Source organism: Caballeronia hypogeia, assembly GCF_001544875.2.
In the GTDB taxonomy this organism is placed as follows: Bacteria; Pseudomonadota; Gammaproteobacteria; order Burkholderiales; family Burkholderiaceae; genus Caballeronia; species Caballeronia hypogeia.
The window spans coordinates 38475-55610 of record NZ_FCOA02000019.1; the positions used below are offsets into that span (position 1 = coordinate 38475).

The following is a 17136-nucleotide window of genomic DNA, read 5'->3' on the forward strand; positions in this document are numbered from 1 at the left end:
ATGCTGACCCGACGCCAATTTCTCCGGTGCGCGGGCGCGAGCGCTGGCGCGATGCTCGTCGCGCCGCAACTCGTTCTCGCGTCCGCGGCGACCGAGCGCCGCTTCGTGTTCGTGATCCAGCGCGGCGCGGCGGACGGTCTCAATATCGTCGTGCCTTACGGCGATCCGGCATACGCGACCTTGCGCGGCCCGCTCGCGATCGACCCGTCGGCGGCGACCAAGCTCGATGGCACGTTCGCGCTGCACCCGTCGCTGAAGCAGGTCGCGCAAATGTATGCCGGCAAAGAGGCGCTGTTCGTGCACGCGGTCGCGTCGCCGTATCGCGAGCGCTCGCATTTCGACGGCCAGAACGTGCTCGAATCCGGCGGCGCGTCGCCGTATCGGCTTCGGGACGGCTGGATGAACCGCCTCCTCTCGATGTTGCCCGCGCCGCGCGCCGACGCCGTCGCGTTCGCGCCGACCGTGCCGCTAGCGCTGCGCGGACGCGCGGAGGTGACCTCGTATGCGCCGTCGGCGCTGCCGCCCGCACCCGACGATCTGCTCGCGCGGGTCGCGCAGCTCTACGCCGGCGATGCGCAGCTTCATCCGCTCTGGGACGCTGCGATGCAAGCGCGCGGCCTCGCCGCCGATGCGGGCGCGCGTCAGGACCCCGCGAGCCTCGGCAAGCTCGCGGCGGGTTTCCTGAGCAAGCCGGACGGCCCGCGCATCGCGATGATCGAAACGGGCGGCTGGGACACCCACAGCGCGCAGAATCCGCGCCTCGCCGCGCAGCTCAAAGCGCTCGACACGATGCTCGCCGCTTTGCGCGACGGTCTCGGCGAACACTGGCGGAACACCACCGTTCTGGTCGCCACCGAGTTCGGCCGCACGGCGGCCGCGAACGGCACGGGCGGCACCGATCACGGCACGGCGTCGGCGGCGATGATCGTCGGCGGCGCGGTCGCGGGCGGGCGCGTGCTCGCGGACTGGCCGGGCCTCGCGAATGCGTCGCTGTATCAGGCGCGCGATCTGAAGCCAACGACCGGTCTCGACGCCGTGATCGCGAGCGCGGCGGGCGAAACCTTCGGCATCGATCCGCAGCGCGTGGGGGCGACGCTTTTCCCCGAGGGCGGCTCGCTACGCTTGGGACATCGAATTCTCCGAGCCTGAACGTCAGCCCTTCGACAGCAACGCGGCGACCTTCGCGGCACCGGTCTGCTCGGCGATATCCTTCGCCGGCATGCCGCGATCGTCGCGCAGATCGCGTTCTGCGCCGCGCGCGAGCAGCATGCGCGCCAGCGGCGTCGAGCCCTTCGCGGGCGCGTAGCGCGTTTTCGCATTCGAGCCGTTCGAGGGCAGCCATGACGCGGCATTGCCTGCGGCGCCGACGAGTTGCTGCTGCGAGATGGATCGCAGCGCAGCGGGCACCGGCGAGGCCTGGCTCGTGTTGGCGTTCTGAATTTCACCCTCCGCGCGGATTCCGGGCGATGTCATGATCCCGAAAGCACCGGCGGCGACAATGAGCGGAACCAGCGCGGTACGGGAAAAACCGGCCACGTCAGTCCCCAATCGTTCTTGTTCGGTCCCCGTGTTGCGCGGCTGAGCATTCGCTATGCCCTCTTCCGCGCCCGCAACAAGATGGCAATTTAAGCACTCGTTTCCAGGCATTAGCGAAACGCTTCGTCGATTCGCCCGCCTTGCGCGACGCAAGATTCGAGGCAGGTGCAACGCGATTTTTAGTAGTATGGATTGGAGTGCCGTTATGATTGCGCCGGTCGCATCGAACGCGGCTTGCCGGGCCACGGGCTTTCGCTTATCGGTTGTTCCTCTCTGGTTGTGCGCCGTGCGCGTTCGCAGGTGCCGCGCCAACCTTCAACGTCATCCGGACACGCCATGCCAATCCCCACCAACGGGCAGCCGAATCCGAGTCCACGCCAGCCGGTGGATATCGCCCGCATTCTGCTCGTCATCGCCATTCTCACAGCGCTCACGGTCGGCAGCCTCTACGTGCTGCGTCCGTTCCTGCCGGGCCTCATCTGGGCGACGACCATCGTCGTCGCGACATGGCCGCTGATGCTCGCCGTGCAGCGCCGCTGCGGCAACCGCCGCTGGATCGCGACCACCGTGATGCTGCTCGTGCTGCTGATCGTGATCGTGCTGCCGCTCTACGAGGCGATCTCGACGCTCGCGCTGCACGGCGGCGAGATCATGGCCGCGATCAAGAACCTGCCGAGCTACGCGCTGCCGCCGCCGCCCGGCTGGGTGCACGACGTGCCGGTCGCGGGCGCGCGCATCGCGCGGGAATGGCAGTCGCTCTCCGACGCCGGCCCCGGCGGATTGCTCGCGAAGATCGAGCCTTACGTGACGATCGCCGCCCGCTGGATGCTCGCGCATGCGGCCGTCGTCGGCGTCTTCGTCATGCACATGGTGATCACGATCATCATCTCCGGCATTCTGTATATGAACGGCGAGACGGCGGGACGCTTCGTCACGCGCTTCGCGACACGCATCGCAGCGCAGCGCGGCGCCGAAGCGGTCAAGCTCGCCGGCCTCGCGATCCGCGCGGTGGCGCTCGGCATCGTCGTGACAGCGGTCACGCAATCCGCGCTGGGCGGCATCGGGCTCGCGCTCGCGGGCGTGCCCGCCGCGGGCATCATCACCGCCGTCATGCTCATGCTGTGTCTCGCGCAGATCGGCCCGCTGCTGCCGCTGCTCGGTGGCGTCGCGTGGCTGTTCTGGCACCAGGCGCATATCACCGCGTCGCTGCTGCTGGTCTGGTCGATCATGATCGCCATGCTCGACAACTTCCTGCGTCCCATTCTGATCAAGCGCGGCGTGAATCTCTCCATGCTGCTGATTCTTTCCGGCGTGCTCGGCGGCATGTTCGCGTTCGGAATAGTCGGATTGTTCATCGGCCCCGTTATTCTCGCCGTCACTTCGACGATCCTGAATGCGTGGATTAACGAGCAGCCGCCGCTGCCTCAGGTCGAAGCGATCAGCAATGAGGAAATCGCGCAATCAACGTCCCCACGGGACCTCGCGGCTGCATCGCGAAGGCAGACTTGAGCGCTGATTAATAATCAGCAGTTCGCCGCGTTTATTATCTCAATCGGATTATGCTTAATTCGAGAATTCGGACTCTTACGAAAATGATATTTTGTCCCATTAAACGCGGCATTTACATGATTATTCGCTGACATTCATCCGTTACAATCCAGTCCTTTGTTATTTGCCCTTTCGAGGGGACAGGGGATTGACCATGTCTCTGCATGACGTGGAAGTCATCGATTACATCGGCGTGAATATTCTTTTCAAGCGCGTCTATGTCGGGATCTTCGACGATCTCGACTGGCGCGACGAACGGGAACATCGGCGCCTGCTCACGAAGAAGATCGACAGCTACATCGGCTATATCCGCTCGGGTCAGTTGCTCACTAGTTATCCGAACGTGCGCGGCTACGAGATCGCAATCGAATACGTGTCGACGCATCCCATGCCGCCCGCAGCGCTGGAGTTCTGGAAATCGCGCGAACGCATTTTGAGCGAGGCCGGGTACAAGGCGCAGATTCGCGGCGTCGACGTGCGTCATTCGCTGGGCATGGCGGTCGAGCAGCCGGAGCAGGTCCGTGTCGAGCCAGTGGAGCCGCCCGCGCTCGAAGTGCTGGATGTCGATCCGCGCGCGCCGCTGGCCGAGATCACCGACATCTCCCGGCCGGCGCCAATGCCCTCCGCGCCGCACCGCCTGCGCGGGATGCCGGTGCTCAGGCGTCTGGCCGCCGGCTAGAAGGCCCGGAGCATCGAATCAAAAAAGCGGCGAGGTTCGACTTGAACCTCGCCGCTTTTGCCTTAAGACGCGTGCGATTCGTGCGCGCGGCGCGCCCGCCATTTCACATCACTTCGCGCCGGCGAGCGCCGCGGTCGCGATCGACGGCACCGAAATGCCATTTGTCTTCGCGTACTGCACGGCCTGCGTGAGCGTCTGCACCAGCGACTGCAATTGCCCCGGCGCGGATTGCGCGATATAGGTCGCCGCCTGTGCGGTGCCCGGATTCGAGCCGGCCTGCAGTAGCGACGACATGTTCATCGAATTCGTCACCGCGCCCAGACCGGATTGCAGGCCGGCGTACTGTTTCACGCCCTGCCCGAGCGACGCGAGGCCGTCGCTGAAAGTCTGCTTGCTGGCGGCCGTGGGCGGCGTGGTCGAGCCGCTCGAAAGCGCCTGCATCAGCGATTGCGACACGCTTTGCTGCTGGCCGCCGATCTGCGACAGCACGCTCGCGCTCGGCACGCCGCTGCCGCCCGATGCGCCCGACAGCAGGCCCGCCGCCGATTGCGCCTGGCTCGCGACGCCCGACATGCCCATCGCGGATGCGAGGCTCGATTGCCCCGAGAGCACCTGCTGGTTTGCGCCGAGGTAGTTCTGCACGAGCGAGCCGAGCGCCGAAGGCTGCGCCGCGCCGCTCGCGCCGGCTGCGACATCGGACTTGCCGCTGCCGAAGCCGAATTGCTGGAGATTGATTTGTGCGTACGATGCGGCCGGTGCGATCAGTGCGAATGCAATGCCGGCCGACAGAAGCGCGATCCGTGATGTGCGGTTCGGCATGGTCGGTTTCTCCCAGTGAATTGTCCGATATGAATGAGCCAGCTTCGACCATCGGACAATTCGGCGGTTCGCCGATGAAACATTTTCTTGCGAATTCCGTCAGGAGATTAGGCGCCCAGATCCGCGAGCGGATGCATCTCGCGGCGCCATGGCGATGAAAGAAAGTGCTGCACGCGCTCGGCGCGCACCTCCGCGAGCGAGCCCGGCGCGAAACGCGGCCGCAGGTCCTTGTCGACGATGAGCCCGCGCACGCCTTCGACGAAATCACCATCGTCGATCGCGCGGTACACGATGCCCAGCTCCATGCGAAAGCAATCCGCGAGCGGCATCTGGCGGCCGCGCATGAGCGCGTGATACGTGACTTCGAGCATGGTCGGCGAATGGCTCTCGAGCGTGGCGAGCGTCGCGCGCGCCCAGTCCGAGCCTTCCGCCGCGAGCGAGCTCATGATGCGCTCCGCGCCGCCCGCCGCGCTCGCGGCGAAATGACGCCTGATGTGCGCGCGAATCTCGTCGAGCGGCGCGTGACGTTCGAGATTCGCGCTCGGCACGAATACCCGCTTCAGTTGCGTCATTGCGTCCGGCGCATCGTCCCAACGGACTTTTTCGAGTCGCTCGATGAACCCACGCAACCACGACGACGGCACGCATTCATCCGCGAGCCCGACGCGCTTCGCATCCGCGCCCGTCAGACGCGCGCCGGTCAAGCCCACGTAGAGCGCGAGGTCGCGCGGCAGGACGCGCAGAAAATGCGTCGCGCCGACATCGGGTAAAAGGCCGATGCGCGTCTCGGGCATCGCCATGCGCGTGCGCTCGGTCGCCACGCGCAACGCGGCGCCCTGCGCGAGCCCCATGCCGCCGCCCATCACGATGCCGTCCATCAGCGCGACGACCGGCTTCGCGAAACAATGCACGGTGTGGTCCAGCCGGTATTCATCGACGAAAAATTTCAGCCACGGAGTCTCGTGATGCGGATCGTTGCGCGCCGCGTGATAGAGCTTGCGCACGTCGCCGCCCGCGCAGAACGCCTTGTCGCCCGAACCGCGCAACACGACCGCGACGATCGACGGATCTTCGTCGCATTGCGCGAAGGCGTCGGCGAGCAGCGCGATCATGTCGTGCGACAGCGCGTTCAGCGCATGTGGACGATCGAGCGTGACGATCGCCACGCGGTTGACGATCTCGAACGCGACTTCGGGCGCGTCCTGCAACACCATCGCGCCGTTGCGCGTGACTTCGATCATCGTGCGGATTCCTTCCTTCAGTCGGCCTTGCTGGTCTGACGCAGTTCGGGAAAGTCTTCTTCCCAGAACTCGAATTCGCCGCGCGCGCCGTCCTGCACGCGGGCCGCTTCCTGCCGGCGCAGATCCACCCGGCGAATCTTGCCGGAGATCGTCTTTGGCAGTTCGGCGAATTCCAGCCGCCGGATGCGCTTGTACGGCGCGAGCCGCTCGCGCGAGAACGCGAACACGCTCTTCGCGAGCTCCGGTCCGAGCGTGTAGCCATGACGCAGCGTGACGAAGGCCTTTGGCACGGAAAGCCGCAGCGGATCGGGACTCGGCACGACGGCCGCTTCCGCGATCGCCTCGTGTTCGATCAGCACGCTCTCCAGCTCGAACGGACTCAGCCGGTAATCCGACGACTTGAACACGTCGTCCGCGCGTCCGACGTAGACGAAATAGCCGTCCGCGCCGCGCGCCGCGACGTCGGAGGTGCGATAGAAGCCGCCGCGCATCGCGTTTTCGGTGGCTTTGGGGTTGTCAGCGTAACCGGTCATCAGGCCGAGCGGCGGCGGATCGAGCGCGAGCGCGACTTCGCCTTCCTCGGCCGGATTGCCGTCCGGGTCGAGCAGCGCCACGCGATAACCCGGCAGCGGACGCCCCATCGAGCCCGGCACGACGCGCTGGCCCGGCGTGTTGGCGATCTGCGCGGTGGTTTCGGTCTGGCCGTAGCCATCGCGGATCGGCAAGCCCCACGCATGCTGCACGCGCTCGATGATCTCCGGATTCAGCGGCTCACCCGCGCCGACGATCTCGCGCAGCTTCACCGCGTAAGAAGCGAGCGGCTCCTGCACGAGCATGCGCCACACGGTCGGCGGTGCGCACAGCGTCGTGACTTCGTGCTTCACGAGCACGTCGAGCGCGCGGGCCGCGTCGAAGCGCGAGAAGTTGTAAATGAACACGCACGCCTGCGCATTCCACGGCGCGAAGAAGCAGCTCCACGCATGCTTCGCCCAGCCGGGCGAGCTGATGTTCCAGTGCACGTCGCCGGGTTGCAGGCCGATCCAGTACATCGTCGAAAGATGGCCGACCGGATAGCTCTGATGCGTATGCGCGACGAGCTTCGGCTTCGAGGTCGTGCCCGAGGTGAAATACAACAGATAAGGATCACCGGCATTCGTTTCGGCATCCTTTGCAAATTCAGGCGATGCGTTGTACGCCGCATCGAATGCAAGCCAGCCTTCCGGCGCGCCGCCCGCCGCGATGCGCAGTCCCGGCACCTCGATGCCGTCGAACTTGTGCGTCTCGGCCGCATCGACGATCACGTGCTGCACGTGTCCGAGCGCGATGCGGTCGCGCAGGTCGGCATTCGCGAGCTGCGTGGTCGCGGGCAGCACGATCGCGCCGAGCTTCATCGCGGCGAGCATGGTTTCCCACAGCTCGACGCGGTTCGGCAGCATCAGCAGGATGCGCTCGCCGCGCTTCACGTTCAGCGCGCGCAAATGATTCGCGACGCGCGCGGAACGCTCGCTCATCTGCGCGAACGAAAGGCGCGTCTCGTCACCGCCTTCGTTCACGATATGCAGCGCGGGCGCGTCGTTGCCGCGCGCCATCGGATCGAAGTAATCGAGCGCCCAGTTGAAGCGGTCGAGCGACGGCCATTTGAACTCGCGATACGCAGTGTCGTAGTCCGTGCGATGCGCAAACAGAAAGTCTCGTGCTTCGATGAAGGCTCTGGCTTCGTTCATTGCGTCTCCTGTAGCTTTTTTCTTTTAAACGTTGCGCGCGATCACCATCCGCTGCACTTCGCTCGTGCCTTCGTAGATCTGCGTGATGCGCGCGTCGCGATAATGCCGCTCCACCGGATAGTCCTGCAAATAGCCGTAACCGCCGTGAATCTGGATGGCGTCGGAGCACACGCGCTCGGCCATTTCCGACGCGAACAGCTTCGCCTGCGACGCCTCGGACAGACACGGCACGCCTTCCGTGCGCATGCGCGCCGCATGGTGGATCAATAGGCGCGAGGCGTTGATCTGCGTCTGCATGTCGGCGAGCATGTTCGCCACCGACTGATGCTCATGAATCGGCTTGCCGAACTGCACGCGCTCCCTGGCGTAGGCGCGCGCCGCATCGAAGGCCGCGCGCGCGATGCCGAGCGCCTGCGCTGCAATGCCGATTCGGCCGCCCTCCAGATTCGACAACGCGATCTTCAGGCCCTCGCCGCGCTGGCCGAGCAGATTGGCGGCGGGAATCGCGCAATCGTCGAAGGTGATCGGGCATGTGTCCGACGCGCGGATGCCGAGCTTGTGCTCCGGCGCGCCGACGTTGAAGCCGGGGGTGTTGGTCGGCACGATGAAGGCCGAGATGCCGCGCTTGCCCTGCTCCGGGTCGGTCACGGCGAACACGATCGCCACGCCCGCGCGGCGACCATTGGTCACGAACTGCTTGCTGCCGGAGATGACCCAATTGCCGTCTTTCTCGACCGCGCGCACGCGCAGATTGTTCGCTTCCGAACCCGCTTGCGGCTCGGTCAGGCAGAAGGCGCCGATGATCTCGCCGCTCGCGAGCTTCGGCAGCCATTCGGCCTTCTGCGCATCGGTGCCGTAGGCGAGGATCGGGCCGCAGCCGACGGAGTTGTGCACGCTCATCAGCGTCGCGCAGGAGGCGCAGCCGGCGGCGATCTCTTCCATCGCGAGCGCATAGGCGATGTAGTCGCTGTAAGTCCCGCCGAGTTCGGCTGGCACGACCATGCCGAGCAGACCGAGTTCGCCCAGTTGGCTGACGACGGCGTCGGGGATCGCGCCTTCGCGGTCCCACTGGCCGGCGTCCGGCGCGAGGACTTCGGTGGCGAACTGGCGCGCCGCGTCGCGGATCATGCGCTGCTCTTCGGTGAGAAATGGGTCGATCATGTTTCGGTTTCGGTGGTTGAGCTTGTGCGGCGCGGCGTGCGGCGTCGATCGGCTAAACTTTCTGGCTGCCGTCAGCCAGACGGCTGGGCCATCAGAGCACGAGTCTAGGCAATCGCCGGCGCCTGGCCGATGCCCAAAACGATCACGCTAACCGAGCGCTTTGGCCACCTAGTGACAACCCCAAGTCCCAAAAAGAAGATCGAGCGCGACTCGATTTCGGTCAGTCTCGTCGAAGAGGCCTTGCGGTGCGCCGAGGCGCGCGGGGTTTCGCGCGAGATTCTGCTGGAGGCCGCGGGGATCGCGCCGGCGACGCTCGAATCACCTCGTGCGCGAGTCTCGCCGGTGCAATACGGCCGCCTGTGGAACGCCGCCGCCGACGCGCTCGACGACGAATTCTTCGGCCAGGACGCGCACCCGATGCGGCGCGGCAGCTTCGTGCTGCTGTGCCACGCGGCGCTTTCGTCGCGCGATGGCGAGCAGGCGCTCGCGCGCATTGCGAGTTTCCTGCGGCTCGTGCTCGACGAACTCGTCTTCGAGCCCGATATCGACGAGAAACGCATGCGCATCTGGCTGAACGATCAGGGCGCGCCGAAAACCATGTTCGCGTATGCCACCGGCTTCATCCTCGTCTACGGGCTCTTGTGCTGGCTGCTCGGCCGGCGCATTCCGGTGCTGGCCGCGCATCTGCGCTGCGCCGAGCCCGCCGCCAGCGACGAATATCGGCTGATGTTCTGCGACGAGCTGCGCTTCGACGCGCCGCGCTCGTTCGTCGAATTGTCGGCCGAGTGCGCCACGCTTCCGGTCGTGCAGACGCCCGCGACGCTCAAGCGCTTCCTGCGCGACGCGCCGGCGAATTTCATCGTCAAATACCGCAATCCGGATTCACTCGCCGCGCGCGTGAAGACGCGGCTCAGGCAGACGGCGCCTACCGACTGGCCCGAGGCCGAAAGCATCGCGGCCGCGCTCAACATGGCGGAGGCGACGCTCAGGCGGCGTCTCAAGCAGGAAGGGCTGACCTATCAGGCGATCAAGGACGCGCTGCGGCGCGATCTGGCCATCGCGCGGCTGGCGCATACGCGCGAAACGATTCCGCAAATCGCCGATGCGCTCGGCTTCGCCGAACCGAGCGCATTCCGGCGCGCCTTCAGAAAGTGGACGGGCGTGCGCCCCGCGGATTACCGCCGTGAGAGGTGACTGCGGCCGGTCTGCGAGGCTGCTATATTGAATCGTTCACCAAGCCGAACTGGAGCGCACCATCATGTCGAAGGCCAGCCGGGACGAACGTCCGAAGCAGCAGCAGACACAGCCGGACAAAGAGGATTTGCTCGACGAAGCGCTGGAAGAAACCTTTCCGGCAAGCGATCCGATCGCTGTGCATCCCGAACCGGAAACGCCCGAAGACGGCAAGAAAAAATAAGCGCGCCCCGGAAAATCAATTAATCGATCGTGTCGGGCTCGTCGGGGCTCGACAGCAGCGCGACGAGCTTCTCGACATGCTGATGTAACAGCTTTACGTGCTTGTCGATCTGCTCCAGACGGCCGGTGAGATCGGCCTTCGCCGCCTCGCTCATGCGGTCCGCGGCGATCAGTTCGTCGACTTTCGGCTGCATGCCGTCGACCTGCAGGAGCGTGAGCTGCCGTTCCAGGCGACGCAAGTCCTGCGACAGCAATTCCCGGTTCTTGCGGAACAGCAGGTCGCGGCGGTTGACCTCGGCTTGCTGCTGTGCGAGGTCGGCCACGCGGCGCGTCGCCTCGGTCTGCGAGAGCAGCGGCTCCGGGCCGCGCAGCACCGAGCGCTTCGGCGCCGGGTGGGCCGTGCCGCGAAACACGGCCAGCGGGGTTTCCTCGTCGAGCGCTCGTTGCGCCTCGGGCGGAATATCGGCCGCGGTGCGGCGGTCGTCCATCCAGTGCGGCGGCAGGCCCGTCACGAGCTCGATGCCGCGGATGAATTCCTCATTGAAGTCACGCTGTCCGGCGACGATGAGCTTCATGAACGACGGCGAGAAGTTCATCATGCGCGCGAGGCGTCCGGCGCCTCCCGGCGAACCTACCAGAACGTTCAGGTTGGCGCGCCAGACAACGAACAGCGTTTCGTCGAAATCTTCCATGAACAGGCTCCAGGCAAACCGATGCGCGCTTGAGATGCGCATCGGCTCTGCGCGCGGCGGGGCGCGCATGCTTCATCCGGTTCCCGATTACCGACGTGCACCGTAGCCGGTGCATCGCCTACATATCGCATCAAACACCATAGTACCTTCATCGGCAAGCCAGGCGGACAACAGGGTCCGCGCCGGCCTGCCCGCACCACGCGAGCTTACGGCTCGTTGCGCAGATAGCCTTCCTTGCTCGGGTCGAGCATGCGCCACGAGACGATCAGCGAAATCGCGCACATCACGGTGACGTACCAGAAGAACGCCGATTCGTTGCCCACCGACTTGAGCCACAGCGCGACGTATTCCGCCGAGCCGCCGAACACCGCGTTGGCGACCGCGTACGACAGGCCGACGCCCAGCGCGCGCACTTCCGGCGGAAACATCTCCGCCTTGATGAGACCGCTGATCGACGTGTAGAAGCTCACGATCGCCAGCGCCGCGACGACCAGCACGAAGGCCATGACCGGGCTCGTCACGCCGGAGAGCGCGTGCAGCAGCGGCACGGTGCAGAGGGTGGCGAGGCCGCCGAACCACAGCATCGACTTGCGGCGGCCGATGCGGTCCGACAGCGCGCCGAACACCGGTTGCAGCAGCATATAGACGAAGAGCGCCGCCGTCATCACGTTGCTGGCCGTCTTCGCGTGCATGCCGGCCGTGTTGACCAGGTACTTCTGCATGTAGGTCGTGAACGTGTAGAAGATCAGCGAGCCGCCGGCCGTGAAGCCGACCACGGTCATGAACGCGCCCTTGTGCTGCATCAGGCCGGCGAGCGTGCCCGCTTCCTTGCGATCGCGCGTCGCGGCGGTCGAGGTTTCGTCGAGCGAGCGGCGCAGGTACAGCGAGATCAGCGCCGCGCACGCGCCGATGAAGAACGGCACGCGCCAGCCCCAGGCCTTCAACTCTTCCGTCGACAGGAACAGTTGCAGGACGACGAGCACGAGGAGCGCGGCGAGCTGGCCGCCGATCAGCGTCACGTACTGGAACGACGCGAAGAAGCCGCGCCGGCCGCGCAACGCCACTTCACTCATATAGGTCGCGCTGGTGCCGTATTCGCCGCCCACCGACAAGCCCTGGAACAGGCGCGCGATCAGCAGCAGGAACGGCGCCCACGCACCGATGCTCGCGTAGGTCGGCAGGAAGGTGATGACAAGCGAGCCGCCGCACATCATCAGCACGGAGATCATCATCGCGTTGCGGCGGCCGTGCTTGTCGGCGATGCGGCCGAACAGCCAGCCGCCGATCGGGCGCATCAGGAAGCCCGCCGCGAACACGCCCGCCGTGTTCAGGAGCTGAACGGTCGGATTGCCGCCCGGGAAAAACGCCGCCGAGAAGTACAGCGCGAGGAACGAGTAAATATAGAAGTCGAACCACTCGACGAGGTTGCCCGACGAGGCGCCGACAATCGCGAAAATGCGGCGCCGGGTGTCCTCTGCGGTATAAGCGGGAAGGTCGGTCATGTTGTATCTGTGCTCTTTGGTCACTGGCTGGATGGCGTTCCCGGGGCTCGTGGCTCCGGCGCGGTCGCTCTTGGCGGCGTTCGCGCGCAAGTTTATACGACGGTTTGAGGCAAGCGCGCATTTTGTCGCACCTCGCCGACAGCATTAGGTGATTACCCTGATAAAAGATTTTCTCGATTATTTATCGATAAAGTCTCGGGATCACCATCTGCATCGACGAGGCGCGCATGAACCTGAATCAACCGATCACGCTCGAGCTCACGCTCGCGTCGAAGTTCGCGCAAGTCGCGCTCGGCCACCTGACGCGCGAGTATCCGAACAAGCTCGATCACGTCATGGCGAGCGAGGCCGATGTAGAGAGCCCGCGCGCGCTGCATCCGATTTTCTACGGCAGCTTCGACTGGCATTCCTGCGTGCATGGCTACTGGCTGATCGCGCGGCTCATCGACCGCTTTCCTGATCTGCCGGAGGCGCCGCGTATCCACGCGGTCATCGACGCGCATTTCACCGAGGCGAACGTGGCCGCCGAACTCGCGTATCTGGCGCGCCCGGCCGCACGCGGCTTCGAGCGTCCATACGGCTGGGCGTGGCTGCTCGCGCTCGCGGGCCAGTTGCGTTCGATGAAATCCGACGACGGCGCGCGCTGGGCCCGCACGCTCCAGCCGCTCGCCGACGCCTTCGTCGCGCGCTTCGAGGAATTCCTGCCGAAATCGACATATCCGCTGCGCGTGGGCACGCACTTCAACATGGCGTTCGCGCTGACGCTCGCGCTCGGCTACGCGCGCGTGGCAACGAACGCCGATTTCGAGCGCCTGCTGACGCAAACCGCGCTGCGCTGGTTCGAAAAGGACGAAGCTTGTCAGGCGTGGGAGCCGGCGGGCGACGAATTCCTGTCGCCCTCGCTGATGGAAGCGGTGTTGATGCGCTACGCGCTGCCGGACGGGCGCTTCGTCGGATGGTTCGACCGGTTCCTGCCGCGCATCGCGGCGCGCGAACCGGCGACGCTCTTCACGCCGGCCACCGTCACCGATCGCAGCGACGGCAAGCTCGCGCACCTCGACGGCCTGAATCTGAGCCGTGCGTGGTGCCAGCGCACGATCGCGCGGGCGCTGCCGCCGGGCGATGCGCGCATCGCGATGCTCGACGCCGCGGCGCACGAACATCTGGCGTCGGGCATCGCGCACGTCGCGGGCGACTACATGGGCGAGCACTGGCTCGCTACCTTCGCGCTGCTCGCGCTCGAAGCCTGAGCGCTGGGCGGAGAGCGAAGAACGCGCTCAGACGCGCGGCTGAAACGCGATCACGCCCATGCCGACCAGCGCGATCGCCGCGCCCGCGAGATCCCACGCCGTCGGCCGGACGCGATCGACGGCCCACAGCCACGCGATCGCCACGCCGATATACACGCCGCCGTACGCGGCATAGATGCGCCCGGCCGCCGTGTCGTGCAGCGTGAGCAGCCAGGCGAACAGCGCGAGCGACAGCGCGCCGGGCACGACGAGCCACGGCGAGCCGTCCATCCGGAGCCACCGATAGGGAAAGTAGCAGCCGGCGATCTCGGCGAGCGCCGTGACGACATAGAGCGCGAAAGTTTTCATGTCGCGCATTATCGACGTTCGCTCGAAGTTGCGCCGCCCTCGCCGCGTCCGGACAATGACGCCTTTCGATCCGCCGCCTGAACGGACGCCGACTTGACTGACCCACAAGAACACGACGCCGCCGCCGTGCCCGTGCACTGGCACCGGCGCGTGCTGACGCTCGCCTTCCCGATCGTCCTCGCCAATCTCACGCAGCCGATCCTCGGCGCAGTCGACACGGCCGTCGCCGGTCATCTCGACGGGCCGCAATATCTCGGCGGCGTCGCGCTCGGCGGCCTCGTCTTCAGCTTCGTGTTCTGGGGCTTCGGCTTTCTGCGCATGGGGACGACGGGACTCGTCGCGCAGGCCTTCGGCGCCCGCGACGATCACGGGCTGCGCGCGAGCGTGCTGCGCGCGCTGCTGCTCGCGGTCGCGATCGGCGCGCTGGTGCTGGCGCTGCAAGTGCCGATCATCCGCTATGGGTTGCTTGCGCTCGGCGGCAGCGCCGCCGTGCACGACACCGCGAGCGCGTATTGCCACGCGCGGATCTGGGCCGCGCCGTTCGCGCTCGGCAACTATGTCGTGCTCGGTTATCTGCTCGGCTGCCAGCGCGTGCGGCTCGCGCTCGTCACGCAGGTTTTCATCAATCTGGTGAACGTCGTCGCGGTGCTGCTGTTCGTGTATCGCTTCGGCTGGGGCATCGCGGGGATCGGCGCGGCGACCGCATTCGCCGATGTGTGCGGCTTCGCGTTCGGTCTCGCGATTCTCTGGCATCTGCGTCCGCGTGGGCTCGCGCCGCTCGCATGGCCATCGCTGCTCGATGCGCACGCGCTCCGGCGGCTCGTCGCGATCAATCGCGACATCTTCATCCGCACGATATGCCTGCTCGGTTCGTTCGGCTGGTTCGCGCATCTCGGCGCGCGATCCGGCGATGCCATCCTCGCCGCCAACGCCCTTCTGCTCAACTTCCAGACCTTCATGGCCTTCGGGCTCGACGGCTTCGCGCACGCCGCCGAAGCGCTGGTCGGCGCGGCTGCCGGCGCGCGCGACCGGCACGCGTTCCGCTCCGCCGTGAAGGTCACGATGTTCTGGTCGGTGATCGGCGCGCTCGGCTTCTCGATCGTTTATTGGCTGGGCGGCGAATGGATCATCGGCAAGCTGACGGATCAGGCCGTCGTGCATGCGGCCGCGGTGCGCTATCTGCCGTGGGCGGCCGTGTTGCCGCTCGCCTCCGTCGCGGGCTTTCAGCTCGACGGCGTGTTCATCGGCGCGACGCGCACGCATGAGCTCATGAAGGCGATGGCCGTGTCGCTCGCGGTGTTTCTCCTGGCCGCGTGGGCGCTGGCCGGATCGCTCGGCAATCATGGGCTGTGGCTCGCGCTCACCCTCTTCATGGCGGCGCGCGGCGTCACGCTCGCGGTTCAGGTGCCGAAGATCGAGCGCGCGGCGTGTGGGTCCGAGGCGCGCTGACGCGCATCGATCTGCGGCGCAGGGCACACAGCGCGTTTGACCAAACGCAAAGCCTTCAATTAGCCTACGATTCAGCTACAAATCTTTCCAAAACTAACTTCGACGGACGCCTGACGCGCTGAATGACCTGGCGCGTCATTGCGCGGTTGCGTCGTTGTCCGCATCGTCGGCGACGCCGGCCGGCGAATCTCCCGCAGTCCATCCCGTCCCTGTCCTTTTCCGCCTGCGCAAACGTTTTCTGCGCGCTCGCGCACGAGCTTGAACGGACGCGCTCCGCTTCTAGTTAAGTCCCGCACAGAACGCAACGTCCAGCCTGTCATTCTTGCCGCCATCGCATCTGTTTATTCCGGGGGATGCGTGGCGCAGACGACTAAAAGGAAGGTATTTCGTATGACTAACAAACATAAACTCAATACTGCGATACGGCTCAGCGTGCTGGTAATCGCCGCGGCGGCGTCGGGCTTTGCGTCGGCGCAGACGTCGGGGCCTTGCGCGGGCTCGGCATCCGAAGGGTGCGTGCCGGCTAGCCAGAACGTCGTCATGACGCTTGCGGCAGCCGACACGCAAATGAGCGCGACGACGGGCACGGAGCCAGTGATTTCTCCGCAGTCGTCGAGCGAGATCTTGCTGGTCGGTGGACGTGGCGGCGTGGGGGCAACCGGACTGGGTGGATCGACCGGATCGGGCTCCTCCGCCGGCAATGCGTCGGGCCAGGGTTCCGCCGGGACGGGAGCGGGCTCGACGGCAGGCGCTGGAACGTCGGGCAACGGCGGACACGCATCGGGCGGGAACAACGGCTCGGGTTCGAGTGGTGGTGACGGCGGTAGTACAGGGAGTGGTAGCACGGGTGGTGGAAGTACTGGGGGTGGAAGTACCGGCGGCGGAAGCACGGGTGGCGATTCCGGCGCGGGAGACTCAGGCGGAAATTCGAGCGGCCATGGACACGGACATGGACATGGACATGGGCATGGCCACGGCGATGGTCATGGGCATGGGCATGGCCACGGCGATGGTCACGGCGGCATCGGCCACGGCGGCGATGGTCACGGCGACGGCGGTCACGGCGACGGCGGTCACGGCGGCATCGGCCACGGCGGCGATGGCCATGGCGACGGTGGTCACGGCGGTGGTCACGGAAACGGCGGCGATGGCGGTGGCCAAGGTGGCAGTGGCACTGGAGGCAGTGGCCATGGCTCGGGCGCCGGTCACGGTGGCAGTGGCGGTGCATCCGGCGGCAGCGGCGGCGCTGGCGGCCACGGTGGTGGCGGAAATGGCGGTGGTGGCGCGGGTGGGGCTGGTGGCGGTAGTGCTGGCGGCCACGGCGGTGGCGGGAATAGCGGCGGTGGCGCCGGCGGAACTGGTGGCGCTGGTGGTGGCGGCGCGGGTGGCGGCAGCGGTGGCGCGGGCGGCCACGGTGGTGGCGGAAACGGCGGCGGTGGCGCTGGCGGGGCCGGTGGCGGGGCCGGTGGCGGAGCTGGTGGCGCTGGTGGTGGCGGTGCGGGTAGCGGCAGCGGTGGCGCGGGCGGCCACGGTGGTGGCGGGAATGGCGGCGGTGGCGCGGGCGGCCACGGCGGCGGCGCTGGTGCCGGCGGTAGTGGCAGTGGTGGAGGTCACGGCGGTGGAGGCGGCCACGGTGGTGGTGGCGGAGGCCACGGCGGTGGCGGCGGACACGGTGGTGGTGGTGGCGGCGGCGGTGGTGCCGGCGGCGGCGGCGGCGGTCATCGCTAAACGCCAGACACCATAATCCTCGCTTCGCTGATGACCTCATCAG

16 protein-coding genes and 1 pseudogene are annotated in these 17136 nt (G+C 66.4%); 8 read left to right on the plus strand and 9 right to left on the minus strand.

The window, feature by feature from the left end; translation table 11 throughout:
- Positions 1-1149 (plus strand): DUF1501 domain-containing protein, encoded by a 1149-nt coding sequence (locus tag AWB79_RS24400; RefSeq protein ID WP_061170006.1) that lies wholly within the window; start codon positions 1-3, stop codon positions 1147-1149.
- A 3-nt stretch (positions 1150-1152) separates the two neighbouring features.
- On the opposite strand, the pseudogene AWB79_RS39645 reads toward AWB79_RS24400, so the two are convergent.
- Positions 1153-1275: pseudogene (locus AWB79_RS39645) on the minus strand (ankyrin repeat domain-containing protein); the annotation flags it as partial.
- Between the two features lie 597 nt (positions 1276-1872).
- Here AWB79_RS39645 and ydiK point away from each other — a divergent pair.
- Complete coding sequence (gene ydiK, locus AWB79_RS24410) at positions 1873-3045, plus strand: AI-2E family transporter YdiK (protein ID WP_074169421.1); 1173 nt, start codon at positions 1873-1875, stop codon at positions 3043-3045.
- Positions 3046-3238: 193 nt separating this feature from the next.
- Positions 3239-3763: a DUF6572 domain-containing protein gene (locus AWB79_RS24415; RefSeq protein ID WP_061170008.1), complete on the plus strand. Its 525-nt coding sequence runs from the start codon at positions 3239-3241 to the stop codon at positions 3761-3763.
- Between the two features lie 108 nt (positions 3764-3871).
- Here AWB79_RS24415 and AWB79_RS24420 read toward each other — a convergent pair whose 3' ends face one another.
- From AWB79_RS24420 to AWB79_RS24435, 4 genes are all read right to left on the minus strand, one after another.
- Complete coding sequence (locus AWB79_RS24420; RefSeq protein WP_061170009.1) at positions 3872-4582, minus strand: hypothetical protein; 711 nt, start codon at positions 4580-4582, stop codon at positions 3872-3874.
- 107 nt (positions 4583-4689) lie between these two features.
- The gene (locus tag AWB79_RS24425) at positions 4690-5823 is read right to left on the minus strand and encodes an enoyl-CoA hydratase/isomerase family protein (RefSeq protein WP_061170010.1); all 1134 of its coding nucleotides are present in this window, start codon (positions 5821-5823) and stop codon (positions 4690-4692) included.
- A gap of 17 nt (positions 5824-5840) precedes the next feature.
- Positions 5841-7547 carry an AMP-binding protein gene (locus AWB79_RS24430; RefSeq protein ID WP_061170011.1) on the minus strand — a complete coding sequence of 569 codons (1707 nt, stop codon included), beginning with the start codon at positions 7545-7547 and terminating at the stop codon, positions 5841-5843.
- Between the two features lie 24 nt (positions 7548-7571).
- The gene (locus AWB79_RS24435) at positions 7572-8705 is read right to left on the minus strand and encodes an acyl-CoA dehydrogenase family protein (RefSeq protein ID WP_061170106.1); all 1134 of its coding nucleotides are present in this window, start codon (positions 8703-8705) and stop codon (positions 7572-7574) included.
- 132 nt (positions 8706-8837) lie between these two features.
- On the opposite strand from AWB79_RS24435, the gene AWB79_RS24440 reads away from it, so the two are divergent.
- Both AWB79_RS24440 and AWB79_RS40150 read left to right on the plus strand, forming a co-directional pair.
- Positions 8838-9902: an AraC family transcriptional regulator gene (locus AWB79_RS24440; RefSeq protein ID WP_232470991.1), complete on the plus strand. Its 1065-nt coding sequence runs from the start codon at positions 8838-8840 to the stop codon at positions 9900-9902.
- Positions 9903-9966: 64 nt separating this feature from the next.
- Complete coding sequence (locus AWB79_RS40150) at positions 9967-10125, plus strand: hypothetical protein (protein ID WP_198399086.1); 159 nt, start codon at positions 9967-9969, stop codon at positions 10123-10125.
- Positions 10126-10144: 19 nt separating this feature from the next.
- On the opposite strand, the gene AWB79_RS24445 is transcribed toward AWB79_RS40150, so the two are convergent.
- On the minus strand, positions 10145-10816 hold the full coding sequence (locus tag AWB79_RS24445) for a hypothetical protein (protein WP_061170108.1): 672 nt from the start codon (positions 10814-10816) through the stop codon (positions 10145-10147).
- A 206-nt stretch (positions 10817-11022) separates the two neighbouring features.
- A complete protein-coding gene (locus AWB79_RS24450; protein WP_061170012.1) occupies positions 11023-12318 on the minus strand; it encodes an MFS family transporter in 1296 nt (431 codons plus the stop codon).
- 227 nt (positions 12319-12545) lie between these two features.
- On the opposite strand from AWB79_RS24450, the gene AWB79_RS24455 reads away from it, so the two are divergent.
- Positions 12546-13568 carry a DUF2891 domain-containing protein gene (locus tag AWB79_RS24455; RefSeq protein ID WP_096031605.1) on the plus strand — a complete coding sequence of 341 codons (1023 nt, stop codon included), beginning with the start codon at positions 12546-12548 and terminating at the stop codon, positions 13566-13568.
- Between the two features lie 27 nt (positions 13569-13595).
- On the opposite strand, the gene AWB79_RS24460 is transcribed toward AWB79_RS24455, so the two are convergent.
- Positions 13596-13916 (minus strand): YnfA family protein, encoded by a 321-nt coding sequence (locus AWB79_RS24460; protein ID WP_061170110.1) that lies wholly within the window; start codon positions 13914-13916, stop codon positions 13596-13598.
- A 93-nt stretch (positions 13917-14009) separates the two neighbouring features.
- Here AWB79_RS24460 and AWB79_RS24465 point away from each other — a divergent pair, with 93 nt between their 5' ends.
- Positions 14010-15365, plus strand: a complete 1356-nt coding sequence (locus AWB79_RS24465; RefSeq protein ID WP_061170013.1) for an MATE family efflux transporter — start codon at positions 14010-14012, stop codon at positions 15363-15365.
- A 341-nt stretch (positions 15366-15706) separates the two neighbouring features.
- Here the strand turns inward: AWB79_RS24465 and AWB79_RS39650 are convergent, their stop codons facing one another.
- Positions 15707-15907 carry a hypothetical protein gene (locus AWB79_RS39650; RefSeq protein ID WP_157695835.1) on the minus strand — a complete coding sequence of 67 codons (201 nt, stop codon included), beginning with the start codon at positions 15905-15907 and terminating at the stop codon, positions 15707-15709.
- A gap of 395 nt (positions 15908-16302) precedes the next feature.
- On the opposite strand from AWB79_RS39650, the gene AWB79_RS40155 reads away from it, so the two are divergent.
- The gene (locus tag AWB79_RS40155) at positions 16303-17109 is read left to right on the plus strand and encodes a hypothetical protein (RefSeq protein WP_198399087.1); all 807 of its coding nucleotides are present in this window, start codon (positions 16303-16305) and stop codon (positions 17107-17109) included.
- The last annotated feature ends 27 nt before the right edge of the window (positions 17110-17136 follow it).

Excerpts from the sequence above, each read along its gene's own strand:
- AWB79_RS40150 (WP_198399086.1), top strand. The coding sequence starts at position 9,967 with ATGTCGAAGGCCAGCCGGGACGAACGTCCGAAGCAGCAGCAGACACAG.
- AWB79_RS24420 (WP_061170009.1), bottom strand. The coding sequence starts at position 4,582 with ATGCCGAACCGCACATCACGGATCGCGCTTCTGTCGGCCGGCATTGCA.
- ydiK (WP_074169421.1), top strand. The coding sequence starts at position 1,873 with ATGCCAATCCCCACCAACGGGCAGCCGAATCCGAGTCCACGCCAGCCG.
- AWB79_RS24425 (WP_061170010.1), bottom strand. The coding sequence starts at position 5,823 with ATGATCGAAGTCACGCGCAACGGCGCGATGGTGTTGCAGGACGCGCCC.
- AWB79_RS24450 (WP_061170012.1), bottom strand. The coding sequence starts at position 12,318 with ATGACCGACCTTCCCGCTTATACCGCAGAGGACACCCGGCGCCGCATT.
- AWB79_RS24400 (WP_061170006.1), top strand. The coding sequence starts at position 1 with ATGCTGACCCGACGCCAATTTCTCCGGTGCGCGGGCGCGAGCGCTGGC.
- AWB79_RS24430 (WP_061170011.1), bottom strand. The coding sequence starts at position 7,547 with ATGAACGAAGCCAGAGCCTTCATCGAAGCACGAGACTTTCTGTTTGCG.
- AWB79_RS40155 (WP_198399087.1), top strand. The coding sequence starts at position 16,303 with ATGGACACGGACATGGACATGGACATGGGCATGGCCACGGCGATGGTC.
- AWB79_RS39650 (WP_157695835.1), bottom strand. The coding sequence starts at position 15,907 with ATGACGACGTTCTGGCTAGCCGGCACGCACCCTTCGGATGCCGAGCCC.
- AWB79_RS24440 (WP_232470991.1), top strand. The coding sequence starts at position 8,838 with ATGCCCAAAACGATCACGCTAACCGAGCGCTTTGGCCACCTAGTGACA.
- AWB79_RS24445 (WP_061170108.1), bottom strand. The coding sequence starts at position 10,816 with ATGGAAGATTTCGACGAAACGCTGTTCGTTGTCTGGCGCGCCAACCTG.
- AWB79_RS24415 (WP_061170008.1), top strand. The coding sequence starts at position 3,239 with ATGTCTCTGCATGACGTGGAAGTCATCGATTACATCGGCGTGAATATT.
- AWB79_RS24455 (WP_096031605.1), top strand. The coding sequence starts at position 12,546 with ATGAACCTGAATCAACCGATCACGCTCGAGCTCACGCTCGCGTCGAAG.
- AWB79_RS24460 (WP_061170110.1), bottom strand. The coding sequence starts at position 13,916 with ATGAAAACTTTCGCGCTCTATGTCGTCACGGCGCTCGCCGAGATCGCC.